Source organism: Aerosakkonema funiforme FACHB-1375 (assembly GCF_014696265.1).
GTDB classification, from domain to species: Bacteria; Cyanobacteriota; Cyanobacteriia; order Cyanobacteriales; family Aerosakkonemataceae; genus Aerosakkonema; species Aerosakkonema funiforme_A.
In genome coordinates this window covers 1-18,205 of the sequence record NZ_JACJPW010000099.1, presented here as the reverse complement: position 1 = coordinate 18,205, position 18,205 = coordinate 1, and the positions used below count along the sequence as shown (strand labels likewise).

Annotated in this window: 12 protein-coding genes and 3 pseudogenes; 11 read left to right on the top strand and 4 right to left on the bottom strand. The window is 48.3% G+C overall.

Going from position 1 to position 18,205, the window contains the following annotated elements; all coding sequences use genetic code 11:
• The first annotated feature begins 264 nt into the window (after positions 1-264).
• On the top strand, positions 265-906 hold the full coding sequence (locus H6G03_RS28490; RefSeq protein WP_190472237.1) for a Uma2 family endonuclease: 642 nt from the start codon (positions 265-267) through the stop codon (positions 904-906).
• Positions 907-1,014: 108 nt separating this feature from the next.
• Here the strand turns inward: H6G03_RS28490 and H6G03_RS39890 are convergent.
• Positions 1,015-1,249: pseudogene (locus H6G03_RS39890) on the bottom strand (alternative oxidase); the annotation flags it as partial.
• Positions 1,250-1,522: 273 nt separating this feature from the next.
• Between H6G03_RS39890 and H6G03_RS28485 the strand changes: the two are divergent.
• The 4 genes from H6G03_RS28485 to H6G03_RS28470 all read left to right on the top strand — a co-directional run bounded on the left by H6G03_RS28485 (position 1,523) and on the right by H6G03_RS28470 (position 6,511).
• A complete protein-coding gene (locus H6G03_RS28485; RefSeq protein WP_190472233.1) occupies positions 1,523-1,894 on the top strand; it encodes a winged helix-turn-helix transcriptional regulator in 372 nt (123 codons plus the stop codon).
• Positions 1,895-1,942: 48 nt separating this feature from the next.
• Positions 1,943-2,653 carry a pseudouridine synthase gene (locus H6G03_RS28480; RefSeq protein WP_190472230.1) on the top strand — a complete coding sequence of 237 codons (711 nt, stop codon included), beginning with the start codon at positions 1,943-1,945 and terminating at the stop codon, positions 2,651-2,653.
• Positions 2,654-2,957: 304 nt separating this feature from the next.
• Positions 2,958-5,072: a serine/threonine phosphatase gene (locus tag H6G03_RS28475; RefSeq protein ID WP_190472227.1), complete on the top strand. Its 2,115-nt coding sequence runs from the start codon at positions 2,958-2,960 to the stop codon at positions 5,070-5,072.
• 179 nt (positions 5,073-5,251) lie between these two features.
• The gene (locus tag H6G03_RS28470; protein ID WP_190472224.1) at positions 5,252-6,511 is read left to right on the top strand and encodes a protein kinase domain-containing protein; all 1,260 of its coding nucleotides are present in this window, start codon (positions 5,252-5,254) and stop codon (positions 6,509-6,511) included.
• Between the two features lie 40 nt (positions 6,512-6,551).
• Here the strand turns inward: H6G03_RS28470 and H6G03_RS28465 are convergent, their stop codons facing one another.
• The 3 genes and pseudogenes from H6G03_RS28465 to cimA all read right to left on the bottom strand — a co-directional run bounded on the left by H6G03_RS28465 (position 6,552) and on the right by cimA (position 9,088).
• On the bottom strand, positions 6,552-6,770 hold the full coding sequence (locus H6G03_RS28465; RefSeq protein WP_190472220.1) for a DUF4327 family protein: 219 nt from the start codon (positions 6,768-6,770) through the stop codon (positions 6,552-6,554).
• A 238-nt stretch (positions 6,771-7,008) separates the two neighbouring features.
• Positions 7,009-7,368, bottom strand: a pseudogene (locus H6G03_RS28460) (CHAT domain-containing protein); the annotation flags it as partial.
• Positions 7,369-7,423: 55 nt separating this feature from the next.
• Positions 7,424-9,088, bottom strand: a complete 1,665-nt coding sequence (gene cimA / locus H6G03_RS28455) for a citramalate synthase (RefSeq protein WP_190472217.1) — start codon at positions 9,086-9,088, stop codon at positions 7,424-7,426.
• Positions 9,089-9,169: 81 nt separating this feature from the next.
• On the opposite strand from cimA, the gene H6G03_RS28450 reads away from it, so the two are divergent.
• The 6 genes and pseudogenes from H6G03_RS28450 (at position 9,170) to H6G03_RS28420 (ending at position 18,133) form a co-directional block, all read left to right on the top strand.
• A complete protein-coding gene (locus H6G03_RS28450) occupies positions 9,170-9,508 on the top strand; it encodes a 2Fe-2S iron-sulfur cluster-binding protein (protein WP_190472214.1) in 339 nt (112 codons plus the stop codon).
• Positions 9,509-9,651: 143 nt separating this feature from the next.
• On the top strand, positions 9,652-9,891 hold the full coding sequence (locus tag H6G03_RS28445; protein WP_190472211.1) for a hypothetical protein: 240 nt from the start codon (positions 9,652-9,654) through the stop codon (positions 9,889-9,891).
• Positions 9,892-9,952: 61 nt separating this feature from the next.
• A pseudogene (locus H6G03_RS39885) lies at positions 9,953-12,078 on the top strand (FAD-dependent oxidoreductase); the annotation flags it as partial.
• Positions 12,079-12,308: 230 nt separating this feature from the next.
• Positions 12,309-12,488: a photosystem II assembly protein Psb34 gene (gene psb34, locus H6G03_RS28430; RefSeq protein ID WP_190472202.1), complete on the top strand. Its 180-nt coding sequence runs from the start codon at positions 12,309-12,311 to the stop codon at positions 12,486-12,488.
• 230 nt (positions 12,489-12,718) lie between these two features.
• Positions 12,719-15,379 carry a DEAD/DEAH box helicase gene (locus tag H6G03_RS28425; protein ID WP_190472199.1) on the top strand — a complete coding sequence of 887 codons (2,661 nt, stop codon included), beginning with the start codon at positions 12,719-12,721 and terminating at the stop codon, positions 15,377-15,379.
• A 225-nt stretch (positions 15,380-15,604) separates the two neighbouring features.
• Positions 15,605-18,133 (top strand): family 10 glycosylhydrolase, encoded by a 2,529-nt coding sequence (locus H6G03_RS28420; RefSeq protein ID WP_190472196.1) that lies wholly within the window; start codon positions 15,605-15,607, stop codon positions 18,131-18,133.
• The last annotated feature ends 72 nt before the right edge of the window (positions 18,134-18,205 follow it).

Below are 18,205 nucleotides of genomic sequence, written 5' to 3'. Positions count from 1 at the left end.
ATCTGCGTTCATCCGCGTTTATCCGCTTTTATATGCGGTTAATTTATACAATCGCGAAGCGAGGAGAAATAATATCAGCGATATTCGGAAATCGTTGGTGAGAATCGTTAGTTAAATTTTTACCGCAGATGAAGACAGATGAACGCAGATGAACGCAGATAGGGGCAATGATACGCCGATGTTTGCCCAGCTTTAGCGCTAAAGCGCAACAACGTACCTTTTGAAATGTTATATTTTAGCTAGCCGATTAAAGGTGGTGAAACTATGCAGCTAGAACTCAAACAATTGATTATCCCCCCTGGCAATGTTCTGCAATTGAAAGACATCAGTTGGCAAATGTTCGAGCAAATTTTAGACGAATTGGGAGAAAGTCGGGCGGCGAGAGTTTCTTACAGCAAAGGTTGTTTGGAGATTATGGCACCACTGCTAGAACATGAATTCGATAAAGGGTTTATTGGCGATTTTGTCAAGATTTTACTTGAAGAACTGGATATCGATTTTATAGATTCTGGTTCTACAACTTTCAAAAAGGAAAATATGGCTCAAGGTGTAGAACCAGATGCTAGTTTCTATATCCAAAATGAAGCAGCTATCCGAGGCAAGAAAAAAATCGATTTAACTGTAGACCCGCCGCCGGACTTAGCGATTGAAATTGATATCACATCTCGTACTACTTTCACCAATTATGAAGGCTTGGGAGTTCCAGAATTGTGGCGATACAACGGACAAAGGTTGCAAATTAATGTGCTGCAAGATGGTAAATATATCGAATCGGAAAATAGCCGCATATTTTCACAATTTTACGATTTACGCGATGTCATACATCAGAGTGTCGAACAGAGTAAAGTTGTGGGTAGAAATGCGACGATGAAAGCATTTCGTAATTGGGTTAAAGAAAGATTATAATTGGGATTATGGAATGCGATCGCATAGTAAAATAAAAGGCGATCGCCTACAATCAAATTATGGCATCACAACCAACAAAAATTCAGCGTTATGTCACCCCAGATGGCATCCAAGAGATGCGATGATGAGCAAGTGATGCAACTCGTTCCAAGATTGGGCAAAATGGACTTTCAACCAATCGGATCTGCGCCACATTCCCATAGTTTCGTATGGGTGCAACATATAAATAAGCAAAGTACCCTACTCTGGGTACTGTTTCTAACACCTAAAAGCGAGAAATAACGCGATTCTGATAGAACGTATGAATTAAAAATACCAACAGGCTCACAAGCAGCCGTATCATCGTAAAATCTGCTTATAAGGCCGTAATTTAGCTTTTTATTCAGAATGGTTATGCTTACCCATCTATTTGCATCCTGCGATCCCCATTCCGATAAACACTCAGTTACTTGCCAGACAGCATACTTTCCAAAAGTAAAAAATTAGACCGGCAAAAACGGATAGTTGATTTCTTAAGAGAAAGTTAAATCTTCTCTTTGGCAACAAGTATCCTATGAAACCCTTGGAAGGATAGATAACAATGAGAATTAGAAACATCTATATTTAGAGTGATCTCATGTTTGACACTAGCCAATGCTTAGATATCGAATGCCCAATTCAGTTCGCGCTGGACTTGATCGGCAGTAAATGGTCTGTTCTGATTCTGCGAGAACTGTTTGCGGGATCGCGTCGTACTCATCAGTTCTTAGATGCGCTCCCCGGCATTAGCAGCAAAACGCTAACGATGAGGCTGCGGGAATTAGAAGCCCACGGTTTGGTAGAACGCAAAGTTTATGCAGAAATACCTCCCCGTGTAGAATATTCTTTGACCGAAAAAGGTCGCGAAATTCAACCCATTATGAGCGCTCTGCATCAGGTAGGCGTGCGCTGGTTGCAGCGAGAAGCTTGTGTTTGTCCTTTAGACACGAACGTAGCGACGAAACTGTAGCAGCTAAGATAATTGGTAATTGGGAAATTTCAAAGCAGTAGATTGCAGATGGCAGATCGGATTTCAATCCAAAATCCAAAATCCAAAATCCAAAATCCAAAATTGTCTAAGCCGCCCGATCGTTATATCCTTTTTTACAAGCCTTACAACGTTTTAACCCAATTTACAGACAACGAAAGCACCGAAGAAAAAAGGCTCACACTCAAAGACTACATACCAGTTCCCTCTGTTTACCCGGTCGGACGGCTAGACAGAGATAGCGAAGGATTGCTGCTGCTGACAAATAACGGACAGTTACAGCATCGCCTCAGCGATCCTAAATTTGAACATCCCCGCACGTACTGGGTACAAGTGGAGCGAATTCCAGAAGAAGACGCATTGGAACGTTTGCGAAAGGGTGTGGTAATTCAAAATTACCGCACTCGATCGGCTTGTGTAAAAATGTTACCGACAGAACCAGCTTTGCCTCCCCGCGACCCCCCCATTCGCTTTCGCAAAAACGTACCGACCTGCTGGTTAGAAATTACACTCACAGAAGGGCGCAACCGTCAAGTGAGGCGAATGACAGCAGCGGTGGGATTTCCGACATTGCGACTGGTAAGAGTGGCGATCGCCCACCTGCGTTTGTCAGGTCTAGAACCCGGTCAGTGGCGGGACTTAACCCCAGATGAACTCGCACCCCTGTTAAAAGTAGGAAGAGGTAGTCGGGAGAGCGGGGGTGCAGGGGTGCAGGGGTGCGGGAGGAATTTTGACTTTTGACTGAGTGACTTTTGACTTTTAACTCCCCCCATCCCCCGCTCTCCCTCTCCCTTTTGAATTTTAACTTTTGACTTTTTCTAGATACCCTAAGCCCGATATATCAGTTAACCTGTACACAGGGCTATGCCGTAGGAAATGCTGCGGCTAGTGCAGCATGGCAGAAGTAATCCACCAGATCGGAAGTAGTTGAATGCCTGACGCTCAAAGGACTTTTGAATGAGTGACTTTTGACTTCCGCGTAGCGGCACTAGGTTGTACCCCACCATGAAAAAGCCCAGGAAAGGGAATTGAGGAAGTACCCAAAATGCTTGTCTGCCCCCAATGTCACTTTGAAAACCCGGATGCGAATAAATTTTGTCAGCAATGCGGTACCTCTTTGACGCACAAAGTTTGTCCGGAATGTGGCTCTCAAGTCGCCTACAGCGCTAAAGTATGTCAAAACTGCGACACGTTCACGGGAACTGTGTGGTTGGGCATTATCTCAGGAAAGCTAGAAGCGTCACCGCCGCCATCGCCTCATGGGGGAAACACTGAAATAAAAGCAGCAATTGGTGTAAAAAATGACACTTCAAACTTGCCTTTAACAACGACAGTTTTAGATAGCGAAGCAGCTTCAGCAAATTCAACAGAAATCCAGGTTTCCTGGGATAAAGATCGATCGGGACAACATCAGTTAGAGAATCAAGCCCAGACCGATAGTGGGGATAACACCAGCCAGCCCGGATCTGGACTGCTTCCGGAGAGTTTTTTAGATCCTCAACAACGCTATCAACTCCTGGAAAGTTTGACCCCGATCGCAAACGGGGAAATGCTCATAAGAGTGTTAGACTGTCAACCCCTGCAAGAGTCTCCTCTACAAGTCTTGCTCGATCGACAAAGCACTGAGGAAAAAAACCTTCCGATCTCTTCGGCATCAAGAGCTTCCGTCCCGGCGCTTGCCAAAGCGTATGTGGCGCTACAATCGCAGTTATATCCAGCCCTGCCCCGAATTCAAGATGCTTGGATAAGTAACGGACAGCAGATAGTTTTATTAGAAGATAGGTCTGCTTGGCCTCTGTTGGTAGACCTGTGGAGAGATGACCAAATTCCCCAAATGCACCTATTGCATCTGCTCCACGAAATGGCCTCTATATGGGTAGCTCTGGAACCCTGGCATTGCCTCACTACCCTAGTGGATTTAAATAATTTGCGGGTGGATGAAGACCAATCTTTAGGGCTATTACGCTTAGAGCAAGACCCGGATAACTTCAGCCCGACGCTGGAAGTATTAGGCCAAGTTTGGCAGCAGCTATTTTTAGAGTCGGGGCGGACTCTATTTGGCCCGCTAGCCATGCTGATGAGCGACCTGAAGGAAAACACAATTCAAACTATCGATATACTGCGATCGCGCTTGCAAGCGATCGCAGAGGAATTTCAAGGTGACACTACCGAGCCCACCCCTATGCCCCCTGTCGATCCCGCCGAAAACAACCTCAATTTCGCGCCAACCTATACCCCCTCTGCTTCTACCAAAGAGCATCCAACTTATTATCCCGGCCATCCCGGCGATGAAAACGAAACGCCTACGATTGTTCTACCCATGCAGTTGCTCAGCTTGGAAGACGCTGGGCGCACAGATGTGGGTCGGCAACGGCGGCACAACGAGGACTACTTTGGCATCAGAACTTCGTTCGTCAAGGCCGAAACACCCTTGGGTCGAAATGTCCTGGCCCGTGGTTTGTATATCCTCTGCGATGGTATGGGCGGTCATGCTGGTGGAGAAGTTGCCAGCGCTTTAGCGGTGAAAACTCTCAGCCAGTACTTCCAAGACAATTGGAAAGAGGATCTGCCTGACGAAGATACGATCCGCGAGGCAGTACTCAAAGCCAATCAAGCTATCTACGATGTAAACCAACAGGATGCTCGCTCTGGCAGCGGGCGTATGGGCACTACCCTGGTAATGGTTTTAGTTCAGGAAACGCAAGTTGTCGTCGCTCACGTAGGAGACTCTCGCCTCTACCGCCTCAGTCGCAGACAGGGCTTGGAGCAAGTCACGACAGACCATGAGGTCGGTCAACGAGAAATTAAACGAGGCGTAGAAAGATCGATCGCCTATTCTCGTCCCGATTCCTACCAGCTTACCCAAGCTTTGGGCCCGCGCAACGAGCATTTTGTTGAGCCGGACATCGAATTCTTCGAGCTAAATGAAGATACCCTGCTGCTGTTGTGTTCCGATGGTTTGTCGGATAACGACTTGATCGAAGCTCATTGGCAAACTCATCTCCAACCTCTGCTCAGTTCGCGAGCTAGTCTGGAACAAGGAGTAAATGAGTTGATCGATCTAGCGAACAACTATAACGGCCACGATAATATCACCGCAGTCCTGATTCGGGCGAAAGTGCGACCGGATCTGGAGCAAGCTAGAGTTGGTAATAGCTAACTGTCATAGATCGGCGGTCATAGCTGCTGCAAAGCCGAATGGCACTTAGCTCTAGATCCCCGACTTCTTGAAGAAGTCGGGGATCTAGAGGGATCTAATTCAGTTTATCGAGCGTGCTATTCCACCAAAGCCAAGCAAAGACAACTGACAACTGACAACTGACAACTGACCAACGAATAATGGGATTTTCCGATGCGGTCACGCTGACTCTTTTACATACCCAACAACCTGAGCCTCTGCAACAATGGCGCTTTGATAACCAGAATTTTATTCGGATTGGCCGAGCGCCAGATAATGATGTGGTTCTCAGCGATAGCCGGGTTTCCCGCTACCATCTGGAACTGCGACGAATGGAGATATCAGGATCGAGATCGGGAAGCAATCTGGCCTCTACCGCTTGGCGTCTCGTCAATCAAGGCACTAATGGCACTTTTCTGGATGGTATTTTAGTGTCTCAAGCTTGGCTGGCAAATGGTTCTGTCCTCCAGTTGGCGCACGGAGGGCCGATGCTCAAATTCCATGCCCAGTCTGTCTCTCCACCCAGGTCTGCTATAGCATCTACCTGCAATCACGCAGATAATTCTCCCAACAATCTATTCTGCATTCACTGCGGTCAACCGTTGCGCGTAGAACGTGCTATCCGCCAGTACCAGATATTACGGACTCTGGGACAAGGCGGAATGGGTACGACTTATCTGGCCTGGGTTCCCCAAGCGCAAGCTGGGGCAGGTGGCACACCTACGGAAGTCCAGGGGTTGGTGGTGATTAAGGAAATGAATGCGGATATGGCTGAAATAAGCAAGGCCCAAGAATTATTTGAAAGGGAAGCTCGTACCCTTAAAGCGCTACACCATCCCGGTATTCCCCAGTTTTTTGACTTTTTTACGGAAAGGGGTAAAAAATATCTGGTGATGGAACTGGTTCACGGTGAGGATTTGGAGAAACGCATCTACAAAAATGGGCCTGTAACGCCAAAACAGGCGAGCGAGTGGGCGATCCAAACTTGCGATGTGTTGGACTACATCCACAGACAAGACCCCCCACTCATTCACCGCGATATTAAACCGGCAAACTTATTAGTGAAAGCAGTGGACAATCGCATTGTGGTACTCGATTTTGGCGCTGTTAAAGAAATCGGCACTCCTTTGGGTACTCGCATCGGCGCAGAAGGTTACAGCGCCCCGGAACAAGACCGAGGCCAACCTGTAACCCAGTCTGACCTTTATGCAGTTGGGGCAACTTTAATTTTCCTGCTCACTGGGGAAGCGCCCCACAAGTTTTATCGCAAGCAGGGAAGAGTTTACCAGTTTCAGCTGGAAAATGTGCCGACGATCGCACCCAAATTGCGAGCTGCCATCGAAAAAGTGACTAAGCCCAATGTGCGCGATCGCTACCAAACCGCAAAGGAACTTGCTACAGCTTTAGCTGCTTGCCTTTAGAAAAGTTTTGAATCTTCAATTCCAAACTCAGCCCGCAGTGCTATTCCTCTTCCCAGGCTTCTACAGCCAGCAAATCGGAGATCGGATCTTGCGTTGTGAAACCAAATTCCAGCAATTCCTTTTTCCAGTGAGGCCATTCATCCCCGTAGAGCAGGGCGATTTTCCAAAGACTATCGCTGGGTTTGATTAAATTGGATTCCACAAGAGATCGCACCTGACGTTGCATCTTCACCATCGGGTGAATAACTTGTTGAGTCATAAACTCCATTGAATTGGATTTATTTTTGCAAATATTTAACCGAAAAAGGCTTCCCACTTCTTTTGGGTGACCGGTGCTTTTAGTTCTGTGCAGTGGGGAAGCGAACTTCTACCCTACTAGCTTAGCATAAAACGGACAAGCAAGCGTTTTTTTAGCCTTGTCTTAAATGCCTATGGTTATCCAAAGGCAATTTTACAGTCTTGTTGATAATAGCACAATTCCAAAGTATCTTCCAGTTCTACTCAGCTTCACCAATCAAAGTAAAGGCGGCCCAATCTCTGGGGATGGGATATTTTTTCATCGTCGTCAGCATCGCCTGACGCAGTGCTTGACCTTTATCTGGTTGTTTTTGCAGATTTTGATAAAATTCTGCCATTAACGATGCTGTTGGCGCGTCTGGCACCGACCAGAGAGACACTACCACACTGGGTACACCCGCACTAATCAAGCTGCGAGATAATCCGATAACGCCATCGCCGGTAATTTTTCCTCTTCCAGTATCGCAGGCGCTCAGAACAACTAATTCCGCATTTAGCTTCAAAGAAAGGATTTCGCTGGCAGTGAGCAAACCGTCATCATTGCCAGAGGGAGAGAGGGCGTTGCTAGTTGTCAGTAGAGAAGAACAACTAACAACTGACAACTGACCATCTAACCTATGAATTAGCGAGTGCTACCTTTGCTGAAGAATGCAACAGCAAACCATACTCCAACCCTTCTACTACCGCCTGATAGGAAGCTTCCAAAATATTAGTTGAAACTCCCACCGTCGTCCAACGTTGATGACCGTTGCTAGACTCGACCAAAACGCGAGTTTTCGCAGAAGTTCCCGTGTTGCTGTTGAGAATCCGCACCTTATAATCGGTAAGGTAAAATTGACCAATTATGGGATAAAAATTCACCAAGGCTTTGCGTAAGGCGGCATCCAACGCGGCAACCGGCCCATTTCCTTCCGCCGCTTCTAAGATATCTTTGCCATTGACAGAAACTTTGATCGTGGCGAGGGCGTAGGGAAGGCAGTTCGACTCGCCATCGCAGGGAGCAATATCGCAATGAAGTCGAAAACCTTTGAGTTCAAAGAATTTTTCTCGTTGTCCCAATGCTTCGCGCATCAGCAAATCGAAACTGCCTTCTGCCGCCTCAAATTGATAGCCTTCATTCTCCAATTCTTTGAGACGTTGTAGAATGTGACGACAAGCGGGATTTTGTTTATCCAGGTCGATACCGAAACTGCGGGCTTTTGCTAAAACATTGCTCAGCCCAGACTGGTCGGAAACGACGATGCGGCGACGATTTCCGACGGTTTCCGGCTCAAGGTGTTCGTAAGTTAAAGGATTGCGCTCAACTGCGCTGACGTGGATGCCACCTTTGTGGGCGAAAGCAGACAGTCCGACAAAAGGTGCGTGTTCGTCTGGCGCTAAATTGGCGATTTCACTAATAAAGCGACTGGCTTGGGTGAGCTGTTTTAGTTGCTCATCTTTGATACAGGAATAACCCAGCTTCAGTTGCAAATTGGGAATGAGAGAACAGAGATTGGCATTGCCGCAGCGTTCGCCGTAGCCATTCATGGTGCCTTGCACCATTCTCACACCTTCCATGACAGCAGCGATCGCATTGGCAACTGCTGTATCCGAATCGTTATGGGTGTGGACACCCAGCTGGATTTTGGATTTTGGATTTTGGATTTTGGATGGGGAACTCTCTTCTGGTGCGATCGCTTTTACCACATCGCGGACAATTTGACTAATCTCGTGGGGAAGAGTACCGCCGTTCGTATCGCAGAGGACAATCCATTCGGCACCGGCGGCGATCGCACTTTTCAATGTCTGGAGAGCGTATTCTGGATTGTGTTTGTAACCATCAAACCAATGCTCGGCATCGTAAATCACCCGGCGTCCTTGGCTGCGGAGATACTCGATCGTATCCCCGATCATCGCCAAATTCTCTTCTAAACTAGCTTTCAAACTCTCTGTAACGTGCAAATCCCAAGATTTGCCGAAAATCGTCACCCACCGCGTACCTGCCGCCAGAATCGCTTGCAACATGGAATCTTGAGCAGCTGTCGTGCCCGGTCGTCGCGTCGAGCAAAAAGCCACCACTTCCGCTTGCTGTAACGGTTGTTCCTTCAGTTTCCAGAAAAATTGCACATCCTTGGGATTCGCCCCCGGCCATCCCCCTTCAATAAAGGGAATTCCCAATTGGTCTAGCTGGTGGGCAATCCGCAATTTATCTTCCAGCGATAGGGAAAGTCCTTCGCGCTGAGCGCCGTCGCGGAGCGTGGTATCGTAAATCCAAATCTGGTTGGAGGTGTCGGGGGTCATGGAGAGGGAGGATAACAAGGATAAATCACCTATTGATAACAAATGTGAAAAAATTTAGGAAGTCATCTACGTTTAATAAATATGCCAAAGGTAACAGCACAAGGGAAGACTTTTGAAGTAGAGTCTGGCGCAAATCTGCGTAAAGTTTTGTTGGATAACAACGTCGCTCTGTACAACGATAAAGCCACAGTGATGAACTGTCGGGGCCTTGGCACTTGCGGCACCTGTGCCGTTAAGGTAGACGGGGAAGTTTCCGAAGCTAGCTGGCGAGAAAAAGGGCGGCTGGCTCTTCCTCCCCATTCTCCCGCGAAAAACCTGCGTTTGGCCTGCCAAACCAAAGTTTTAGGTGATGTTTCCGTGACAAAATTTGATGGGATGTGGGGACAGGGCGATCGCACCGTCTGGACGCCCCAAGCTTAGTTTCCCGATTCGATCGAGATTATCGATACTATAGCTTTGCCAGCTCTTGAGATTTTACCTTCTCAAGAGCTCGATAAATTTGCCGTCAAATGATAGATTGCGATCGATCGGACAAGACAAGATAGGCAAACGGCTCGACATCTATGAACCAATTTACCGGCTTTAACGTTATCGGTCTGATTGCGATCTTGCTGATTGTTGCGATCGCTATGGCAGTCATCGCTGGATTCAACACTCGCCTTCCTGGGGAGGATACTAACACACCTTCTCATCCGTCTTCGAGTCCCACTGCCTCCCCAGACGAACCCAGCGATGAACAAACACCAAAACCTTCTCATTCTCCATCTCCAAATGAAGAAGATCCCATACCCGCACTGTGGTAAAAAATTGCATTAAAAGTGTCAATATTTTGATTGATATTTTGATTGAATGAATCTACTGAGCGACATTCTCATTATCGGTGGCGGTATCGTTGGCCTTTCCCTGGCGATCGAACTAAAATTACGGGGAGCAAATGTTACCGTTCTGACGCGAGACTTTCAGCAAGCAGCCGCCCACGCAGCAGCTGGAATGTTAGCACCGCAAGCCGAACAATTACCTCCCAGCCCTATGCTGGATTTATGTCTCCGCAGTCGGGCATTGTATCCAGATTGGACAAGTAAACTAGAACAAATTACGGGTACGCCAACAGGATTCTGGCCTTGTGGCATTCTCTCCCCAGCCTATGATATCCAGTCGCGAGCAAGCAATATTTCATCTGAGCAGAAGGTCAGCGGAAAATTTCCTGTTAGCATATGGTTGGATAAGGAAGCCATTCATCAGCATCAGCCGGGATTGAGTTCGGAAGTAGTCGGTGGATGGTGGTATCCCGAAGACGGACAAGTAGATAATCGCGCTTTAGCAATAACATTGTGGGCAGCAGCACAACAATTAGGCATTAATATTTGCGAAGGCGTAAATGTTGAAGAAATTCAAACACAGAACAAGCAAGTCATCGGCGTTAAAACATCTGCTGGAGATTGGCAAGCTCAACAATATGTTTTAGCAACTGGTGCCTGGTCAAATCAATTACTGTCTGTGCCAGTATATCCCAAAAAGGGACAAATGCTATCCGTGCGCGTGCCTTTACCTTCCCTGGAATCACCCCTGTCACCAGAGGGAAAAGAATGTTTCTTTTTATCTCCCTCGTTGACAACAGAGAAAGTATCTTCCTTTTCATCTTTACCATTGACGGTCGGGCAAGAGCGAAGGTTACCTTTAAAACAAGTTTTGTTTGGCTCGGAAATTTACATCGTGCCGCGTCGAGATGGCAGAATTATCATAGGAGCAAGCAGTGAAGATGTAGGCTTCGCACCTTATAATACAACCGGGGGAATACAAGCATTGCTGGCACGAGCGATTCGACTTTATCCCGAATTACAACATTTTCCCATTCAAGAATTATGGTGGGGATTTCGACCGACAACGCCAGACGAATTGCCGATATTGGGAGGGAGTGCTTACGACAATTTGACCCTAGCAACAGGACACTATCGCAACGGGATTTTGTTAGCGCCTATCACCGCTTTTCTGATTGCCGATGTAATTTTAGAGCAAAAACACGACCCGCTTCTGAATCATTTTCACTACTCACGGTTTAGCAATACTTAGCGTTACCGAAGCAGAGAAATCTAAGAAAATTAAGAAACCGGTGCTAGAGGCACTTCACCCACGTAGGAAACACAGAAATGCAAACTTTAGATAAATCATCCCCACAAACAAGCGATTTCCGTTTTTTAGATAAATCCCTCACTATCGCCGGCAAAACTTTCCAGTCGCGCCTGATGACGGGAACTGGCAAATATCGCAATATTGCAGAAATGCAGCAAAGTATCATTGCCAGCAGTTGCGAAATTGTCACCGTTGCGGTAAGAAGAGTGCAAAGCAACGCACCCGGACACGAAGGACTCGCAGAAGCGATCGACTGGTCTAAAATTTGGATGTTGCCCAATACGGCAGGCTGTCAAACCGCTGAAGATGCCATCCGCGTAGCTAGACTGGGACGGGAAATGGCCAAAATATTGGGGCAAGAAGACAATAACTTTGTCAAATTAGAGGTGATTCCCGATCCTAAATATTTACTACCAGATCCGATCGGCACTTTGGCAGCTGCTGAGAAACTGGTCAAAGAAGGCTTTGTCGTTCTGCCTTACATCAATGCCGACCCCATGCTAGCAAAACGTTTAGAAGAAGTCGGTTGCGCTACCGTTATGCCTCTCGCTTCGCCGATCGGTTCGGGACAGGGCCTAAAAAATGCCGCCAATATTCAAATAATTATTGACAACGCACAAGTTCCTGTGGTAGTGGATGCCGGCATTGGAGCGCCCAGCGAAGCCGCCGCCGCAATGGAGATGGGAGCCGATGCCTTGTTGATCAATACTGCGATCGCTCAGGCTCAGAATCCCCCCGCAATGGCACGGGCAATGGCTATGGCAGCAGAAGCGGGGCGTCTCGCCTATCTAGCAGGCCGAATTCCTGTCAAAGCATACGCCAGCGCTAGTTCGCCCCTCAGCGGCATTATTAACAGCTAGGGGTTAGGGGTTAGGGGCTAGGGGTTAGGGGTTAGGGGTTAGGGGTTAGGGGTTAGGGGAAACAAAAAAGGCAAAATATTAATTCTTCCGCTCCTCCGTTCCCCCGCTATCCTTCTCCCTCTTCCCCTAACCCCTAAAAATATTGTAAATTTTTGTAAATTTTTTAAGAAATGCTATACAATAAGAATTGTTACGATAAGTTAAAATAAGAAAAACCGAGGATAGAATTCATGCCCTACACCACAGAAGAAGGCGGTCGTCTGAACAACTTTGCCATTGAGCCAAAGATGTACGAAGCCACCCCTCCAAGCAAAACCCAGCAGCGGAACTATATAATCATGGGAGTGGCAGCGATCGCGCTTGTGGCCGGATTGGTCGTGGTGGCTTTTTCTGCTTCTAACGTCGGCTAGCAATCAATACCATAAATAATCGGCACGGTTATGTTTCCTTGCCAAAATGACCGGACTTCCCAGATCGCAGGATGTCCGGTTGCATTTGTTTAAGGGCTAGTTTGCCGCAACTATACCGGGCGACAAACCCCTCATAGATGTAAAAATTGGATAGAATCAGGCAGACTCGGCATCTCGATTGTGTCAGATTTTGGGGAATCCAGTCTGTAACATTATGGGAAGATTTTTGTGTGAACCGTTCGCCTACTACAGCAGAGCTCGACCTAAATAAATTATTTCCATTTGCGCTGGATGAATTTCAGCTCAAAGCGATCGCCGCATTAAACGCCGATCGATCCGTCGTCGTTTGTGCCCCCACAGGTTCGGGGAAAACATTAATTGGAGAATACGCCATTCACCGTGCCTTAGCGCGGAACAGACGAGTATTTTACACCACACCCCTCAAAGCACTTTCCAACCAAAAGTGGCGCGACTTCAGCGAGCAGTTTGGGCCAAACATGGTGGGATTGCTGACCGGTGATATGTCGATCGACCGGGACGCCCCTATCTTGGTGATGACTACAGAAATCTTCCGCAATATGCTCTACGGCACACCAATAGGGGAAGTTGGCACATCGTTAGTTGGAGTGGATGCGGTAGTCCTGGATGAGTGCCACTACATGAACGATCGCCAGCGGGGTACAGTTTGGGAAGAATCGATCATCTACTGTCCCCGCGAAATTCAATTAGTCGCGCTTTCCGCCACCGTTGCCAACAGCGAACAGCTGACCGACTGGATCGGTAACGTTCACGGCCCAACCGAACTGATTTACTCAGACTTCCGCCCCGTACCTCTGGAATTTCACTTTTGTTCTCCCAAAGGATTATTTCCTCTCCTAAACGACGATCTAACCAAAATCAATCCTCGCCTCAAACCTAAAGGCCCACAAAAACAACCGGGAAAACGACCGGAAAGTCCGAGTTTGAACTTTGTGCTGAGTCAATTGCGGGAACGCGATATGTTACCGGCAATTTATTTTATCTTCAGCCGTCGGGGTTGCGACCAAGCCGTGGAAGAAGTGGGCGACCTGACGCTGGTGAATAAAGCAGAAGCGCAACAGCTAAGACGGAGAATCGAAGAATTTTTGGCACGCTATCCCGAAGCAGGCAGATCTGGACAGATCGAACCGCTTTCTAGGGGGATTGCGGCCCATCACGCGGGCATTTTACCGACTTGGAAAGGTTTGGTAGAAGAACTTTTTCAAGAAGGATTGATTAAAGTGGTGTTTGCCACGGAAACTCTGGCAGCTGGGATTAATATGCCCGCTCGGACAACCGTAATTTCCACCCTCTCCAAGCGTACCGATCGCGGACACAGGTTACTCAACGCCTCGGAATTCTTGCAAATGGCCGGACGGGCGGGGCGTCGGGGGATGGACGAACGGGGCTATGTGGCGACGCTGCAAACACCTTTTGAAGGAGCGAAGGAAGCTGCTTACCTGGCAACATCCAAACCCGATCCGCTCGTCAGCCAGTTTACACCCAGCTACGGTATGGTGTTGAACCTACTGCAAACTCACAGTATAGAAGAGGCGAAAGCTTTGGTAGAACGCAGTTTCGGTCAGTATTTGGCAACACTGTACCTCAAACCGCAGCAACAAGCGATCGCCGATCTGGAATCTGAACTGGCAAATCTCCAGTCTCAAATGCAGCAAGTCGAACCCGCCGCTTTAGCTAATTATGAAAAATTACAACAGCGACTCAAAGTAGAACGGCAATTGCTCAAAACCCTACAACAGCAGTCTGCCTCTATGCAAGCGGGCGACATGGCATTAGCCCTCCACTATGCTGTAGCGGGAACTATACTCAGCCTCAAAGGCAAACACGTACCTGTGTCTACTCCTGTGCCGGCCACCTTGGTGAATAAAATACCCGGCCCCGGACAAAGCCCCTACCTGATCTGTCTGGGAAAGGATAACCGCTGGTATGTGGTGGGGACAATTGACGTGGTTGGCTTTCATGCCGAATTGCCTCGTATTGCCGCTGTCGATCGCCTGTCAGGGCCACCGCCCGATATGGCCATGAAACTCGGTAGCGTGCGTACAGGTACGGAAGTAACTGCTGTTGTCGCCAATACCATCCCCATACCACCGCCGCCGTCAGATCCCCCAGAAGTCTTAGCCCAAGCTGAATCGGTCAAAGCACTGGAAGCGCAGGTGGCAGCTCATCCCATCCATCGCTGGGGCAATCCCGGTACGCTGCTCAAACGCTATCGCCGGATCGTATCTTTGCAGGAAGAGATCGGCGATCGTCAAGCAAAACTCGACAGACAAACCCAACGCCATTGGGAAGAATTCCTCGACCTGATCCAAATTTTACAAGGGTTTGGTTGCTTGGAAGGATTAGTACCCACCCGGATGGGTCAAGCAGCAGCAGCCATTAGGGGGGATAACGAGCTGTGGTTGGGACTGGCGCTGATGTCGAGAGAATTTGACGATTTAGACCCTCATCACCTAGCGGCTGCTTGTGCAGCTCTGGTCACCGAGACACCCCGCCCAGATGCCAGAACTAACTACGATCCCGCTCCACAAGTGGAAGAAGCTATGGGCAAATTGCGCTCTTTGCGCCGCCAGCTATTCCAAATGCAGCGTCGGCACAACGTAGCTTTGCCAGTTTGGCTTGAGGATGATTTAATTGGTTTGGTGCAAGAATGGGCGTTGGGCGTAGAGTGGGTGCATCTGTGCGAAAACACAACCTTAGATGAAGGAGACGTAGTGCGGATGTTACGCCGGACGTTAGATTTTCTCTCGCAAATACCCCATGTACCTTATTTGTCCGATTCATTAAAGCAAAATGCCAGTCGCGCCATCCAACTGATGGATCGATTCCCAGTTAATGAGATTGTCGGCTAAGAATTTTAGATTTTAGATTTTAGATTTTAGATTTTAAGTTCGATCTCAAATCTGAAATCTCAAATCTAAAATTTCAAATTGGTGTGAGGAGTGACAAATCAGGTGTTAAGAGTGAGGAGAAAGGCGTCAGTTCCAGTTTCATCTATTTCTGGGCAAAAGTTACTCGTAAATAAACAGCAAAAGGCAAAAATAACAAAAATAAACTATCTCCTTACTTTGTTTATTTTGCCTTTTTCCTTTGCACTTTTACCTTTTGCTCCTGCGGAAGCACAAGCTATTCGCTTGGGTGTAGTGCGTAGCTCCGATAACGCTACCCAATGGAGCGGTATTACCACTCGGTTAGGCGAAAGCGGGCTGCCTTATTGTGTAGTAGATTGGCAAAAAGTCCAGAATGCGACAGATTTGAACGGTATCTCGGTGATTTTCTTGCCAAATGTGGAAAGTTTGACTCAAGAGCAGGCGATCGCTCTGGAAGGATGGATGAGCAAAGGCGGTCGTGCGATCGTCAGCGGGCCGATGGGTAACCTCTCTCCCCCTGGCGTGCGCCAAATGTTACGCAGTCTCCTGGGCGCTTACTGGGCTTTTCCCCTCTCAGCACCAGAAGCGCTGCAACCGATGCGAACGAGAACGCAAGAGTGGGTGCGCCAAGAACTCAGTGGCACTATTCACGGCGGCGTCATCATTCCTACCGGTTTGAACAGTCAAGCCGCCGCCACATGGACGATTAGCGACTCGCCACCGGCAGTTGTGACAACTAACCGAACAACTTTTTTTGGCTGGCGCTGGGGTGTCAATAGTGCCGCTAGTTCTCAATTAGATTTGGCTTGGCTGAAGGCGGCTCTGACCCGTTACGGCAATATCGCCCAAGCAGGAACAGCACCTCCAACAACAGGCAATTGCGTTGCTCCCGGTGCCTTAAGCAATGTAGCTGCGGCTCCGACAAGGGGGAGTGGGGGAGCGGGAGTGCGGGGGAGGGTTTCTCAGTCACCAGCACCCAATCGTCAGTCGCCAGCCGCCAGTCGCCCATCAGTTCCCAGTCGTCAGTCGCCAGCACCGATTGACCCAACCGAGCGGGTGGCAACTGCTGCCATTCGCCCTAAACCAGGGGGAGAACCGATCGCAGCTAAAGACGCGATCGTGATGAGGCAAGAGCTGGCAAATTTGCTCGGTCGCGTCGAAAGCGCCCTTTTAGCTGCCAACGCCGTTAATCCCAACGTGGCAAGGGAGACGGGGAATGGGGGAGCTCTTGAGGCGGGGAAAAAAGAAACTATCCCGATCGGTTCTGCTCCGACTGTCGCCTCTGCTTCACCAGTCAGCATTCAAAATACAGCCTTGGGTACTTTACAAAAAGCGCGAGAAGTGCTGCAAGCATTTCCCCAATTGGTTGCCAAACGAGACTACGCCACAGCTAGAAGCCAGTGGCTGCAAGCTCGTCAAAGTCTGTGGAATCTGTACCCAACGGATAAGCCGATCGCACAATCGGAAGTGCGGGCAATTTGGCTCGATCGCGGTTCGATCGTGCAAGCAGGTTCGGAACGCGGTTTAGCCAGACTGTTCGATCGATTGGTTCAAGCTGGTATAAACACCATCTTTTTTGAAACGGTCAATGCCGGCTACACCATTTATCCCAGTCAAGTCGCACCAGAACAAAACCCGCTCACAAAAGGTTGGGACCCCCTAGCTTCAGCTGTGAAATTAGCCCGCGAACGCGGTATGGAATTGCACGCTTGGGTGTGGACTTTTGCAGCTGGCAATCAGCGCCATAATGCTATTCTCAACCAACCTCCTAACTATCCCGGCCCGATTATTTCCGCTCATCCCGATTGGGCGAATTACGATAATCAAGGTAGGATGATTCCGGCGGGACAAACGAAACCGTTTTTAGATCCAGCCAATCCAGAAGTGCGGCGCTATTTACTTAAGTTGTTTGAGGAAATAATTACTCGCTATAACGTCGATGGATTGCAGATTGACTATATTCGCTACCCGTTTCAAGACCCCAGTCGGGGAGCTGTTTACGGTTACGGCAAAGCAGCGCGTCAGCTATTTCAGCAAATCAATAAGATTGACCCGATTAAAATTTCTCCCAGCAATCGTCCTCTGTGGCAAAAGTGGACGGAATTTCGCACAAACCAAATCAATTCTTTTGTGGCGGAAGTATCCCAGATGGTACGGGAACGTCGCCCGAATTTAATCTTGTCGGCTGCTGTTTTCGGTTATCCCCTACAGGAACGAATTCAAAAGTTACAACAAAATTGGGAATTGTGGGCGAGGAGAGGCGATGTGGATTTGATTGTGCCGATGGCTTACGCTCAGGATACCAATCGTTTCGCGCAACTGGCGCAACCTTGGCTGAGCAATCAAGATATAGGAGCGACTTTGGTACTACCGGGGATTTTGCTTTTAAACCTGCCCGAAATAAGTGCGATCGATCAAATTCAGTTTATCAGAGATCTCCCGAACGGCGGTTACTCGCTGTTTGCTTTCGAGCATTTCGGTAACCAGCTGCATTCTATTTTAAGTCGAACTCAAGGTACAGCCCAACCACCAAGAGAGCCAATTCCTTACCGTCAACCTTTCGCCGCCGCTGTTTCCTGTTTCGCGGCTCTCCAACGGGAATGGGCTTTTCTGTTGCAAATCAATCAACTTCAGATGGCAGAAGCTGGGCGATCTTCTTTTAACACCAAAGGCGCTGCATTGGCAACAGCTTTAGATCGACTAAGTAGTCGGACAAAAGTAATCGACACTGTATGAACTTTTGTTAAGGCACTTGCAGGAGTGCGATCGCTACCCACGGATAGTACAAATGTATTGTAAAAATTGACA